Genomic DNA, 14,487 nt, shown 5'->3' with positions numbered 1-14,487 from the left:
AAAACGCGCCAGCCAGGGTCGCTTGTAGGCTTGTGTCCGGGTGGCGGAACCAATGAATGCCGGGCCGCTCTCCACTGACGATACAGTCGCAGCGCTGCCGACATGGCTTGACGACGCCGGATTATCCGCCCGCTGGATGACACTGGATGGCAGCGATATGGCGACGCTGGGAATTTCCCTGCCCCCAGTGCTGGGGCGGGCAGTCGCCAAGCGTCAGGGCGAATACCGGGCGGGGCGGACCTGTGCGCGTTATGCAATCCGGCAATTGCGCCCCACTCCGCCAGTGTTTGACAGCAGCACAGTGGACTGGCCATTACTTGGGCCAGACCGGGCACCAATCTGGCCGTCTGGCGTCATAGGCAGTCTCACGCACAACAGCGGATTCGTCATATGTGTCGTCGGGGCGTCGCAGCAATTTTCTGGTCTTGGCATCGACGTCGAAGCCCCGGTCGCGCCGGACGACAGCCTCGGCCTTGGCCCTCGGATTGTTCATCCCGACGAACTGGCGCTTCTTGTCAACACGCCTTGGTCTGAGGCGGGGTTCACGCTGCTGTTTTCGGCCAAGGAGGCGTTGTTCAAGGCGGTTTATCCAACCGTGAGGCGCTTTGTCGACTTTCACGAGGCGCGATTGACGGCACTCACAGACGACATACTGCATTTTGAGCTGATGCCAGACTTGGCCTCACAGCTCGGACATCAACGCACATTATACGTCCGGGCAGCGTGGTGGCGGGGGCAGGTATTGACGTTTTGTGCGCGGTCGGCGCAGATTGTTCCGAACGATTTCCGGCCGCGCTGACGCTTAAAATATTTTTCAAATATTCTATCCCCTCACGGGAAAATTTCCCCAGAAATTAACCATTTCTTTACTATTTCCGAATCCCGCATGTCTTCTGGTAAATTTCGTTGTTTCACATCGAAAAAACCGGGCCGAAACGTTTTGAACAGGGCAAATAAGGTTGGACTTTGGCCTTTGGGTATCGAATAACTGTTGTAGTAATGACGCGGCGGAAAGCTGAATTTCGGGCATAGCCTGACCTTCGGTCCGATTTCATTCCAACCGACATGAGGTGACACAATGGCGACTGCAACGATTGCGAAAGACGACGAAAAAACGACAACCGAAGCCGATATGCGGCATCAGAAAGCTGCCGAAATCATCTCTTCCTCGGTGAAATGGTCGGCGGCGGGTGGCATTGTGCCAGTGCCCTATCTTGACCTGCTTGCCATTGGTGCAGTCCAGATTCAAATGGTCCGCAAGATTGCTGCGGCTTACGGTCAGGACGCAGACGAACAGAATCTCAAGGCGGTGATCACATCGCTGCTCGGGACGCTTGCCCCGGCCGCTGTCAGCACCAGCCTGCTGGGCGCGTCAGTCAAACTGATCCCGTTCAGCGGTACGCTGATTGGCAGTGCAGGCATGGCGACCTTTGCCGCTGCATCCACCTACGCCATCGGCAAGATATTTGTGCGCCACTTTGAAGGCGGCGGATCCATGCTCGACTTCAGCGTTGATGCGATCAAGAAAGACCTGCAAGAAGAGTTCTCGTCCGCGAGAGCAAAATAGGTCCGGCCAATGATGCATCCGGTCGTCGTCATAACCTATCTTGGACTCTGCGCCATTGTAGGGCTGTTCGGGCGCGACCGTGCCTTGGGATTTGGTGGGGCATTTGTCTTCGCCATCATCCTCACGCCGCTGATCGTGGCCATCATGCTGCTACTGACTCAGCCTAAACATTAGTTGTCGAAAGCATGACCAGAAAGGCGTCTACAACCGCTCAGCCCGATGGGCTGGGCGAAAGGCTTTTGAGGCTGATGGCCTCAGGCAGCCGGACCGGGCAGAATGCACGGGGTTTCGGGCTGTTCCAGCTCTGGTCTTCCATCGGGCGACCGGGGCTTCTGAACCTTGGGATCGTCGCGATCCTGTCAGCGACCTGTGGCACCGTGGTGCTGTTCCTGCTGAACGCAGAGGCACGCGAAGTCGAATATCACGGCTATTCCCGGCTGATGGCCTTTGGCTTTTTGCTGTTGCTGGTGATCTATCGCTGGGCGCAGAACTACCTGATCCGCGAGGCCACGCAATCCATCGAAATGGCGCTACACGATCGTCGTCTGGCCACGGCAGAGGATGTCCTGAACTTGTCTCTCGAGGACATCCAGGCCGTCGGCCTACGCAATGTCATGGACGGCGCCGACGCGCATTATTCGGCGCTGTCTCAGACGCTTGTACCGATCATCGCGGGGGCAGAAGGCCTTGTACTGCTGCTGTTCATGTTCGCCTACCTGTTGTTCCTGTCACCCCTCGCAGCGCTGTTGACCACAATTGTGGTCGTCTTGACCGTTGCGGGATTTCTAACCAGCCGCAGCCTGCTTGAGGACGACATGCGTCGCGCCACCCGCGCGGAAGAGGCGTACCGCGAAATCACCGAAGGGTTGGTGCGCGGAGCCAAGGAACTAAGCCTCAACCCCGCACGGCGCCGCGATTTCCACACCGATGTACAGACCCGGTCGGACAAACTGGCTCAGGGACGCAGCAACGCGGCGGCGCATTTTGCCGGCATGCTGGCCACCGGCAACTCGGCCTCATATCTGATGGCCGGGTCGGTTGTGTTCGTCATGCCGCTGCTATCACAGGAGTCTTCCGGCGACATCTCACGCATCATGATTGCGGTGATCTTTCTTCTGGGGCCAATCAGCGCGGTGGTGCAAACTTTTCAGCAGGTGACAACAGCGCAATACGCACTGACGGAAATCGACGCATTCCAAGCCCGCGTTGCCGAGCTGTCAGCCCGACGCGAACAAGACATCATCAGCGAGGAATCAGATCCGTTCCAATCCTTGGAGCTGGCCAACCTCAGTTATCGCCACGGCGGCGATCAAGGGTTCGCCATCACCGATATCGACCTGGCTCTGACCCGAAATGAAATCGTCTTTATGACCGGCGGTAATGGATCGGGCAAAACCACGCTGCTCCGGGTTCTCACAGGTCTGTATCCGCGCAGGACGGGCGACATCCTGCTGAACGGCACCCCGACTCCGCTGTACCAGCAACAAAGCTATCGCAATTTGTTTTCGACAGTTTTCGCCGATTTTCACGTCTTTCCTGAACCTTACGGGTTGGATGAGGCCGGATTGAAACGGTTCGAATACTGGTTAACCGAACTTGGTATACGCGCCAAGTTTGGCCCGGATCTGCGCACGATCGACCCCGCCGCGCTGTCAACAGGGCAGAAAAAACGGCTTGGGCTGGCGCTGGCGCTGGCCGAGGATCGACAGATCCTGATCCTTGATGAATGGGCTGCCGACCAGGACCCCGAGACGCGGCGGCGGTTCTACCGCGAGATTCTGCCCGGCCTCAGGGATGCAGGCAAAACGATCCTCGCTGCCACGCATGACGAACAATATTTTGATTGCTGCGACCGCAGAGTTCATATGGCGGCCGGACATCTGAACCTTGAGGTACAAGATGACGCCAACCAGTAAAAAACGCCTGCGGCGCCTGTCAAACGGCCTGAGCTTTGCAATCCTGATCGCGATTATCGCCTTGATTTTGCTGTGGGATCTTATGGTCCACACGACGCCTGTCGGTCATGCCAGCGTCGTCTGGCACCGCATGGCCTGGACCGCCGAGGACTCCTCGGACGGCCCGCTCGGTGAAGGGGTGCATATTATCCTGCCATGGGACAAATTTTACACCTACGACATCCGGCTGCAAACCTTTGATCAGGTCTACGAGGTGGTATCTGGCGACGGCCTGCACATGGAAATCACGCTGACATTCCGCTGGCGCGCCGTCAAAAACCACATTGTGGAACTGAATACCAACGTCGGCCTCAACTACCTTGAGACGCTGCTGGTTCCGGTGGTCGGATCGGTCGCCCGCGAGGTCATCTCGCGGCACGAGGCGGAAAAACTCTATAGCGTTGACCGCAGCGAGGTACAGAAAGAGATCTACAGTCGCGTGGTCGCCCACGACTATCCCAACGGGATTGGAAAACGCACCACCGCAAACGAAACACCCAACCTCGTGGTGCTCGAAGACACGCTGATCAAGAGCGTTCGATTGCCACATGCATTGCAGGTGGCAATCGAACAAAAGCTGCAACAAGCCCAGCGCGTCGAGGAATACCAATTCCGGGTTGAAACCGAAAAGCTCGAGAGTGCCCGCAAGAAGATCGAAGGGGAGGGCATCCGCCAATTCCAAGAGATTGTTTCGCCCGCGATTTCGGAAAGCTACCTGCGCTGGCGTGGTATCGAAGCGACGCTGCGGCTTGCCGAATCCAACAATGCCAAGGTGGTGGTGATCGGCAATTCGGAGACCGGGTTGCCGCTGATCCTGGACACAAGCAGCCAGAGCATGAGTGTCGCGCAGAATCCGCAAGACACCAGTACAAATGATTCGCCAGCGCCGGTCGTTCTTGACACTATCGAAACCGGCGATGGAGAGATCATCACTGAACGCGCCAACCCTGACGGAGAATCTGGCCATATCGAGACCGGAGATATCTCAGGCGCGTCGACCTTTTCCCCGGTCGAGCAGCTGAGTGGTCTCCGCCAGCCGACCGAACCTGCGCTTGAACGCTCCCAGAAAACCCCATGAGTCGGCTATGCGCGACCTAATCTGCCTGCCATTCGCCGGCGGAGGCACCGCCTTTTTCCATCCATGGACGAACCTGCCAAGTCCCGGATTGCGGATTCGACCGGTCTGCCCACCAGGACGCGAGGGTCGGATCAAAGAGGCACCGTTCACGCGTATGGGTCCGCTTCTGGACTGGCTCGACGAACAGCTGGTGCCAGTGCTGCTGCGACCTCACGTCCTGTTTGGACATTCGATGGGGGGGATGATCAGCTACGCTTGGTGCCTGCGCCGATTGCAGCAAAACCTGCCGCTGCCGCACGTGCTGGTCGTCTCCGCTTGTATACCGCCTCCGGTTCAGCGTTCAGTGCTGATGCATACTCTGGACAAACCTACCCTTTTGGCGCGGTTGCGCGGCTATGACCCCGCAAACCTGGCGTTTGACATCTACCCCGAGCTTTGGGATCTGATGGAGCCTGTGCTGCGCGCCGATTTCGCCGTGGTCGAAACCTTTGAACCTGCCGAAACGCCACGCTTACCGATCCCGGTGATTGCCCTGTCGGGACGCGACGATCCACTAATACCCGCTGCCGCGATGGCCCAGTGGGCCAGCCGGGGCAGCGGGTTCCGACACCATTTTTTTGATGGCGGACATTTCTTTCCGCGCAACGCGCCCGCCAAAGTTCTAAACACCATCGCCAGTTCAATTCTGGATCTGACGGGTTCTGTCGCCGCGCGATAGATTTGCAGACACCGCCTCAGAGCCCGAGATCAGCGGCCAGCGCCTCCATGTCAATCTCGCCCACAGCCGAATGTGCGGGGACGGGTGTTGCCGTCATCAACTCTGCGCGCAGAGCTGCGCCAAACGCCTGCGCAACATCCAGCCGGACAAGGGCAAGATCGACACTGAGCGACAGGAATAGTCCCGAGTCGCTTTGGTGCGCCAGAACGCTAAGGGCATGGCCGGTTCGAAACGCCGGATCAATCCCCTGCCCCAGACCATCCCAATCAATCTGCAATCCCGCAGCTCTTTCCGGGATCGGTTTCGCAACCGACAGATCACCGAGATAATTCAACGCCATCGGCGCCTGAACGTCGCGCAGCGCGTCATGATTCCCACGTTGCCAGGCAAGCAGCCCAAAGCCGAGCCCACCGCGCGGCACCTCGCTCAGCACGTCACCCTTGGACTGCGCCGCGACAACAACGGGCGTGATACGCGTAAACCAACCCACAATGCCCGAGGCATCCGGCACCTGGCGTGGCAAATCCCGTCCGTGGGTTTCCAGATCAATCACCGATTGTGACCAGCCCAGAACAATTTTCGCCGCATCCGCCATGGCCCGCAGCAGCCTCGACTGCATGTCGGCACCTTTGTGCGCGTCGAATGCAGTGACCGAATCTGGGATATCCAAGCGCAGAGGCATCATGTCTCGCACGGCGCCGTTCGTCGGCTCAGGCAGGACCAGCGAGTCCGCAAGCCGGGCGACGCTATCCCAAAACGGCTTTTCGGTTGTCGTGGTCGGCGATAGCGCCTCTTTGGCCAGCGCCGCGCAAATGTTGGTATAATGCGCGCGCACTTCTGGCAGTGGCTTTTGCGGATCGTGCAACAGCTGGTCCAGCTCGGCGATCAGGGTTTGCCAGGACAGCATATCCACGGACAGGTGGTGCGCCACCAGCAGCAGTTGGTCCCGTTCAGCATCGCGCAGCAACCGCGCGGAAACGAGCTGCCCCAGCAGCGGGTCGATCATATCATGGGCCCTCTCAGCCGCTGCGTCACGCCGGGCGGCCAATGCGTCGGGCGAAAGATCACGCAACTCATCGACCTGTAGAAGCGGTTGCTGCTGCGAATATTCCGGCTCTTCAATCCCGCCTGTGCCGGGGGCAAACGTTAAACGAAGGGCGCCGTGACGACGCAGCAACACCTGCAGAGCATCCTCCAGCACAGCGATGTCTGCACGCTCTGGCAGGCTGATCAGGACCGACTGATTGAACCGGCGCGTCACATGCGGGTGGCGAGCCATAAACCATGCCTGTACGGGATGGGCCGGAACCGGGCCGATATTGCGGGAAATCTCGCGGCGACCCGCCTGGCGCGCCACGGACGACAGCGCCACCGCGCTCTGATGATGCAGAATCTCTGCCGCGGTCACATCGATTTGTTCGGTTGCCAGCGCACCGACGGCCCTGACGGCCGAAATCGAGTCGCCCCCCAGTTCAAAGAACCCTATGGTCGGGTCAATGCTCTCGCGCTCGAGCATGCGGGCGAAAACACCGGCGATCTGACTGGCGAGATCAGAGATATCCACCGGAACGAGAGAACTATTCTGACCCTGCGCCACGAGATCGGGCAATTCGGCACGCGCCAGTTTGCCATTGACGGTGCGCGGCAGTGTCTCGATCTCTCGCAGGATGCCGGGCACAGCGTAGCGTGGCAGATGGGCGGCGGCGTAAGCGCGAATCCCGTCCAGAAAACCATCCTCGACAATGCGGGGCTGTCCGGATGCATTGAACAGGTGCGAATGGAGGGGGCTATTGCCAAAATCCGGCGCCATATGTGGCACCGCCACCCGGAGCGGCATCACCTCGTCAGCCCCGCGCATCAACGCACCCTTGATGTCAAAGTCGGGATGTCGTCCGCCTGCATCGAGCGTCCGGGTGATCCGCGCCCGGATCTGATCCCCCTGATGCACTGCAATGCCACCCGATCCGAGCGGCACATAAACCGGCAGCCAGCTTGACGTATCGCTCAGTACATCAATCCCCCGGTTCGCCCCCACATCCATGGTCAGCCATAGGACAAACCCCGACATATGCCCGTCGCGCAGCACATCTAAAGAGATGTCATGCGCGCCCTCCAATGTCATTTCGTGGGTGAAATTCAGATTCTCGAAAACATCCGAACTGCTGAGCAGCCGGTCGCGGTCAAACCGGCGCAGGCACAATCTGAGATCAAACGGGCGACCGCGCTGCTCAAAGATCCGACGCACGTAGTCCGCCGCAACCGACGAAAAGCCGGGATCGATCTGCGACATAGGAAGATCAACCGCCGCAATTCGGGTGACGCTGCTGCGTGGTAGCATGTTTTCAGGGTGGCTTAGGTTGGCGCGCACTCCATTCAGGATCGCCGCCGCCCCTTCGGAACCGCCGATCCCACCGACAATTTCCGAAATGCACCAGTCGGCAGGTTCAGGCAGAACCAGTTCGGTCGCGTCCCCCGTCAAAACCGTGATCCGGTCCTGCATTCCGGCCTCGATCACAGCGGCGCGGGCACGGTCGGCAATCTCGGGGTTGATTTCAATCGCGTAGACGTGGCGGGCGCCGGCCTCAATCGCCATGCGCGACAGGATCGCATAGGGGCCGGGTCCGACCTCAAGTACGGTCTGGCCGGGCAAATGACGTTGAAACCCTTCAGCGTAGCGGGCATTGCGGCCCCGGTCGCCAGCCATCGCCTGATAAACCACATCATCATAGACAAAGAATTCGGCAACCGACGGCCAAAGGCTGACTGGCCCCGGTGCCCTGAGCACCCAAGCCCCCAGTGTCGTGCGCCCGCCCGCCCCAGTCACTGGGGCCGCGATAGCCCGCGCAACATCGGGGGCCGCGTTCAGACGCGCTTCGACCTCGGCCAGTTCCAGCCGCTGGCCCGAAATCTTGATCTGGTCATCCTGCCGCCCCAGGAACACAACCGCACCATCGTCGCGCAGCATCGCGATATCACCGGTGGCATAACGACGCCCACCGGGCACATCTGCCGAGGAAAACACCGCCGCTGTCAACTCCGGCTGCCCCAGATATCCGCGCGCCAAACCTGCGCCGTGCAGCATGAGCTGCCCCGGGACGCCAACCGGCACAGCGCGCCCCGATCCATCCAACAGCGTCAAACCGGTGCCATTGATTGGCGCGCCAATCGGCACAACGGACTCGATATCCTGCGGATCGACGACGTACACGGTCGAACAGACGGCATTTTCCGCTGGTCCGTAGGCATTGATCAGCCGGAACCGCGCGCCAAGACGCCGACTTTCTTCGGGGCGCGCGGATTCGCCAGCAGTGATCAGCACCTCAAGCGTTTCAGGCAGCACATCACGGGCAACATCCAAAAAACTGGGCGGCAACGTGGCATGGGTGACGCCGTGATCGCCCATGGCCCGTTTCAGTGCCGCAGGATTCTCCAGGGTGTCGCGCGACGGAATGACCAGCCGACCCCCGGCGAGCAGCGTGACAAACACCTCAGAGACATGCGCATCAAACACTGGTGCGGCGAATTGCAGAAACCGACTGTCAGGCGTGACGCCAAACGCGTTGATTTGCTGACGCAGCATGTTGGTGACAGCGCGGTGTTCGATCATCACCCCCTTGGGTGTGCCGGTCGAACCTGAGGTGAAGACGACGTAGGCCAGACCTGTTGGGGTCGCATGATCCATCGGCTTAGCACTTGAATCGATATCCTGCACTCGTAGCGCGTTGGGCGTGACCCGGGCGGCATCGCCCTCCAACACGACGCTTGCGTCGGCATCGCGTAGAACCGCATCGGTGCGTGCCCGGGGCCAACGCTCATCCAGCGCAACCCAGGCGCCCCCGGCCTTTAACACGCCAAGGATCGCGGCCACCCCTGCCGCCGAGCGCGCGCCTGAAATGGCAACCGTCCGCTCTGGCCCGACGCCCTGCGCAACCAGAGTTTGCGCAATGCCATTGGACCATTGATCGAGCGCGCCGTAGCTCAGCGCTGCGTGATCATCCACGACCGCGATGGCCTCGGGCGTGGTGGCGACAACCTTGGCGAACAGCGCAGTTAGCGTGGCCTCGTCAGCAGCCAGTGCTGTGCGATCAAGCGACGCAACTATGGCCGTCTGGGCGCTATCATGGGGGGTGAGCGTTCCAATGGCGCGATCCGGCGCTGCGGCCATCTGTTCCAGAATGGTCTGGAAATGCCGCGCGATCCGCGCCACCTGTGCGGTGTCAAACAGCGCCGTGTCGTGGTTGAGATCCAGAACCATCGCACCCGTGCGGCTGTCATGGGTGACGTGGAACACCAGATCAAACCGGCTAAAGGCCCATTCCGTGTCGCGCCCAAACGCGGTCAGTGACACGCCGGGCAGGCTTAATTCCGGTCGGTCGGCGTCAAACAACACCAGCATGACGTTGCAAACCGGATTGCGCGACAAATCGCGCGGCTCGTTCAAGTCGGCAACCAGCCGGTTGAACGGCCAGTCCTGATGGTCCAGCGCCTCGTGCGCCCGCCGTGTGACCTGTTGTAACCCATCGCTCACGCTGCCTGCGCGGTCCAGGGTGACGCGCAGGCACAGCGTATTGGCGAAGAACCCGATCTGATCCGCCAGATCCGGGTGATTCCGCCCCAGCACCGGAGTCGCGATCACCATGTCCGGCTGGTCGGCGCGCTGATCCAGCGCGATTGCCAGCCCGGTGAGCAGCGCGTTGAACAGGCTGCTGTCACCGTTTCGGGCCAGTGCAGTCAAATCCTTGGCCAGATGCCGCGGCAAATCGTGCCGCAGCGTGGCACCGTGGAATTGCTGTTGCGCCGGACGCGGCTGGGCCTCGGGCAGATCAATCGCGCGCGGGGCTCCGTCAAGGCAGGTTTTCCAATAGCTGCGCAGGCGTTCGGCCCCTGGCGTGGCGAGACGAGCGGTCTGCCATGCGGTGACATCGCGATATTGAAGCGACGGCGCAGCCAAAGGCGCGTCGTTCGCGTAGGCCTGCCCAATCAGATCAACCACCGTGTTCAGCGATTGTCCGTCACACACAGCATGATGGAACGAAATCACCAGAAAAACCGGGCCGTCCCCCAGAGCCTGCACCGCGACCACCCGCACCAGCGGCGCGACACCCAAATCAAAGGGCCGTTGCCGCTCAGCGCGCAGCAGTGCCTGCGCTGCGCCCTCAAAATCCTCATCGGCGGGCAATTCCTGGTGTTCGATCCGGAATCCGGCATCGTCGACAATCACCTGCCTTGGCTGACCATCCACCACGGAAATCCGGGTGCGCAGGATTTCATAACTCTGGATCAGGTGGACAAACGCCCGTTCAAGCCGCGCCAGATCCAGACCACCCTCGGCACGAAACCCGAAGCACAGGTTGTAAACGGTTGGGTTCATGCCGATCTGCTGCATCGCCCACAGCGGTTCCTGCGTGTCCGACAGCGGGTCATGCGCGGCCGCTGCGGCCTGTGGGATCGACGTCATCGCACCACCACCCCCGGTCGTTTCGGGATCATCAAGGATCAGAGACAGCGCCCGGATTGTCCGGGCGGCAAAGAAATCCGCAATCCGCAGCTCAATCCCGGTTTCGCGGTAGATTGCGCCGAGCACCTTGATCGCCTTAAGGGAATCACCCCCCAGATTGGCAAACGGTGTCTCGACCCCGACAGTCTCCAGCCCCAGGATTTGCTGCCATATCCCCTCAACCCGACGCTCGGTTGCGGTTGCGGCGGGCACGGGGCCCGCATCGCCATGCACCAGCGCCTCGGGGCGGGGCAGCGCGCGTTTGTCGATCTTGCCGTTCATCAGCATCGGCAGCGCGTCCAGCGGCACAATGAAACGGGGCAACATATAATCCGGAAGGATGTCGCGCAATGCACCCCGCAACTCGTCCTGATCCGGCGCGTCGCCCGTGACATAGGCCACCAGAAACGGATCCGCCGGATCGTCGCGGTTGATCACCACTGTGCAGCCCGAAACACCAGAGAGGCCGCGCAGCACCGACTCAACCTCGGCGCCTTCGACACGATTGCCTGCAATCTTGACCTGACTGTCGCGGCGCCCCAGGCATTCGATCTGCCCATCCGGCCGACGCCGCCCCATATCACCGCTGCGATACAGGATATCATTCGCCTCGGTGCCAAAGGGATTGCGCTGAAACACCGTGCGCGTCGCCTCAAGATCGTTAAGATAGCCAAGCGACGGAAATCCTGTGCGGATGCAGATTTCGCCAATCTCACCGGGGACGGCAATCCTGTCGGCTTTGAGGATCAGCACATCTGTATCCGGCAGACTCTGCCCGATCGGCAACATCCCATCAGGCAGATCGGCGTCCGGGCCGACGCGGGCAAACACCTTGGCCAGTGTGGTCTCGGATGGACCATAAAGGTTGACGATTGTGGTGTCGGCCCCGGTCACTGCGCGCCAGGCTTTGACATCGCGGCCCAACAGCGGCTCTCCGGCCAGAAACAGGTGGCGCAGGGCGTCAGGTGTTGCACGCTCTGCGTCCGGCGACAGCGCCAGCTCCGAGGTCAGCAGGCGCAGCAGGCTGGGCACGCAATGCAGCAGCGTCACGTCGTGATCCCGCAGCCAACCCAGTAATTTGCGTGGCACCGCAATCAGGTCGCGCGGCGGCACAGTGACCACGCCGCCCAGGCTAAGCGGCAGCAGAACGTCGCGCAGGCTGACATCGAACGTCACCGGTGCCAGCTGCGCACTGCGCGTCGTCGCATCCAGATCAAAGCTGTCGCGCTGCCAGGTCAGGAAATGGTTCAGGCTTTTGTAGCGCCCCAGAATGCCTTTTGGCGCGCCGGTCGAGCCTGAGGTGAACATGACATAAGCCGCCGCATCCGGGCGCACCGGTGACAACCCCAGCGGTGCGCACGCAAGCTCATCCAGTGACGCGCGGGGCATGTCCGTGGCAAGCTGCGCCGCCAGCTCGCTGAAGGCTTGGTCATGCAATAACCCCACCGGCCCGGCGCGCTCCAGCATGGCGCGAATGCGCGCGGCAGGCAGAGTCGGGTCGATCGGCATAAAGGCTGCACCGCTGGCAGAAACCCCCAGCATCGCCGCGATCTGCGCGCCGCCGGCAGGCGCAAGGATGGCGATGATCCGTGCCTTTGTCGTCCCGGCGGGCAGCCCCGCTGCCCAGATCGCCACTCCGCCGGCCCGCAAGGCCAGCGCGCCACGGGTCAGCCCCCCGCGATCGTCAACGACCGCCGCCGCATCCGGGGTCTGCTGTGCCAGGGTCAAGATCGCGTCGCGGAAGTCGAGCATGTGAATAGCCTTGTCTGCATGTCTGGCGCCGCTTGCGCAGCGATTGATTTATAATTGATGTCAGGCGACGGACAGGTCGAACGCGTCCATCAAAAGTTCGGTGGTCAGGACAATCATCAGGTAATCGTCCTCAAATGTCTGACTGAGGTCAAAACCGGGCGTTTCATATTGCGCGCGCAACCTTGCCACGGTGTCTGGATTAAAGACCCCCCGCCGCCGCACAGTGTCCGGGGCCAGCAGATCCATTACCCAATCCTGTCCCTTGCGCAGCAAATGCGGGCTGCCCTGCGCCACAAAGCTGAATTTGCGCCGCTGCCACAGGTCGGGCGGCAGATAACGCGCCCCCAGCGCCTTGAGCATATATTTTTCCTCACCGCCGCGCAGCATCAGCGCGGGCGGAATCCGGCGTGCGACGTCGATGACATTGGGATCCAGAAAGGGATACCGCGCCTCGACACTGGCGCAATAGGCAACGCGGTCGGAATGATCCGCCAACAGATGATCCGGCAGCCGCAGCTTGAGATCGAGGTATGAGCGTTTGTGAAATGCGCTGCGCCCGGCCAGTTGCGCGTGATCCACTGGCGAATTGGACAGCGCCGAATATTCAGCCCGCCGCGCCAGCAGAGCGTCAGACAGTAACGCACCAGTCAAATCGGCATTCGCCGCATAGTCACGTTCGTAAAAGAACCCGCCATCCCCCCAAAGCCGCGCGCGGGTCTCTTCCTCGATCATCGCTTCGATATCGTCGTCAAACCCGGGCTCACGGGTCAGATCCAGACGATAGCCGACATAGCCGCCAAACAGCTCGTCCGCGCCCTCTCCGGTCAGGACCACCCGCATCCCCTGCGCCGCAACCAGTCGGGCCAGCACCAGCGTGCAGGCGTTATAGCTTTCCTTAAGCGCAGTTTCGCCAGAGACGACAATCTGGCGCAGGTTTTGCAGGATGTCGTCTTCGCTGAACGCGATTTCGTGGTGAACTGACCCAATCTGATCGCGCACAATCGCCTGCCAGGGCGCTTCGTCAATGGCGCGGTCAGGAAAGGTGATGGAAAAGGAATGGCGCGCCGTATCGGGCGCAATCTGATGCGCCATCGCCGCAATCAGCGCGGAATCCAGCCCGCCACTGATGTAGACCCCAACCGGCACATCCGCTACCAGCCGCCGCGCCACCGCCCCCCGCAGTGCAGTGTCGAGTTCGTCCAGCAACGCGGCCTCGTCCCCCGCAGCCATGGGGTCTGTCGGGAAATCGTAGTCCCAATAGCGCTCTTCGCGCACCGATCCGCCCTCGACCACCAGCAGATGGCCGGGGCGCAGGGCCTGCACCCCCTTAAACATCGTGCGAGGGCTGACCAGGCCGGGGAATGTCAGGATCTGGTCCAGCCCCGCCGGGTCCAGTTGGCGCGCCAGTTCGGGATGCGCCAGCAATGCCTTGATTTCTGACCCGAACAGAATCCCATCCCGCACCCGCGCCCAGAACAGCGGCGCGATGCCAGTCTGATCGCGCCCCAAAACCAGCCGGTCGCGGGCCGTATCATAGACAGCAAAGGCGAACTGCCCGTTCAGACCACGCGCCAGATCCATCCCGTCGCGCGCATATAGATGCGGGATCACCTCAACATCGCAGCGACTGCCAAATCGGGCACCTTGCCGCGCAAGATCGGCACGTAGGACGTCGTGGTTATAAATCTCGGCATTGGCCACCGCAGCAATCTGGCCGTCAGCCGCAAACATCGGCTGCTGCCCCCCGGCGAGGTCGATAATCGACAGGCGACGACAGCCCATCGCAACCCGGTCGGCGACGAACTGCCCCTCTTCGTCCGGGCCACGGTGGCGAATGGCATTCAGCATCGCGGGCAGAACATCCCTGTCAGCCCCCGACACCCCGGACGCGCGATAGATCCCGGCAATTCCACACATGAA

The 14,487-nt window shown here is 61.1% G+C and carries 8 protein-coding genes; 6 read left to right on the top strand and 2 right to left on the bottom strand.

Annotation, left to right across the window (positions count from 1 at the left end; translation table 11 throughout):
* Positions 1-40 precede the first annotated feature (40 nt).
* From IMCC21224_RS26390 to IMCC21224_RS05555, 6 genes are all read left to right on the top strand, one after another.
* Complete coding sequence (locus IMCC21224_RS26390; protein WP_156178147.1) at positions 41-799, top strand: 4'-phosphopantetheinyl transferase; 759 nt, start codon at positions 41-43, stop codon at positions 797-799.
* Between the two features lie 279 nt (positions 800-1,078).
* The gene (locus IMCC21224_RS05570) at positions 1,079-1,567 is read left to right on the top strand and encodes a YcjF family protein (RefSeq protein ID WP_053078902.1); all 489 of its coding nucleotides are present in this window, start codon (positions 1,079-1,081) and stop codon (positions 1,565-1,567) included.
* Between the two features lie 9 nt (positions 1,568-1,576).
* Positions 1,577-1,741, top strand: a complete 165-nt coding sequence (locus tag IMCC21224_RS27680; protein ID WP_156178145.1) for a hypothetical protein — start codon at positions 1,577-1,579, stop codon at positions 1,739-1,741.
* A gap of 74 nt (positions 1,742-1,815) precedes the next feature.
* Positions 1,816-3,483 (top strand): ATP-binding cassette domain-containing protein, encoded by a 1,668-nt coding sequence (locus IMCC21224_RS05565; protein WP_047994508.1) that lies wholly within the window; start codon positions 1,816-1,818, stop codon positions 3,481-3,483.
* The gene (locus IMCC21224_RS05560; RefSeq protein WP_053078901.1) at positions 3,467-4,600 is read left to right on the top strand and encodes a prohibitin family protein; all 1,134 of its coding nucleotides are present in this window, start codon (positions 3,467-3,469) and stop codon (positions 4,598-4,600) included. The genes IMCC21224_RS05565 and IMCC21224_RS05560 overlap by 17 nt, the downstream gene beginning before the upstream one ends.
* A gap of 7 nt (positions 4,601-4,607) precedes the next feature.
* Positions 4,608-5,318 carry a thioesterase II family protein gene (locus IMCC21224_RS05555; RefSeq protein WP_082135138.1) on the top strand — a complete coding sequence of 237 codons (711 nt, stop codon included), beginning with the start codon at positions 4,608-4,610 and terminating at the stop codon, positions 5,316-5,318.
* Between the two features lie 16 nt (positions 5,319-5,334).
* Here IMCC21224_RS05555 and IMCC21224_RS05550 read toward each other — a convergent pair whose 3' ends face one another.
* Both IMCC21224_RS05550 and asnB read right to left on the bottom strand, forming a co-directional pair.
* Positions 5,335-12,567, bottom strand: coding sequence for a non-ribosomal peptide synthetase (locus IMCC21224_RS05550; RefSeq protein WP_047994507.1), 7,233 nt, complete (start codon positions 12,565-12,567; stop codon positions 5,335-5,337).
* 60 nt (positions 12,568-12,627) lie between these two features.
* The gene (asnB, locus tag IMCC21224_RS05545) at positions 12,628-14,484 is read right to left on the bottom strand and encodes an asparagine synthase (glutamine-hydrolyzing) (RefSeq protein WP_047994506.1); all 1,857 of its coding nucleotides are present in this window, start codon (positions 14,482-14,484) and stop codon (positions 12,628-12,630) included.
* Positions 14,485-14,487: the final 3 nt, after the last annotated feature.

Origin of the sequence: Puniceibacterium sp. IMCC21224 (assembly GCF_001038505.1) — a bacterium.
Classification (GTDB): domain Bacteria; phylum Pseudomonadota; class Alphaproteobacteria; order Rhodobacterales; family Rhodobacteraceae; genus Puniceibacterium.
This window is presented reverse-complemented; position numbering and strand designations above follow the sequence as displayed.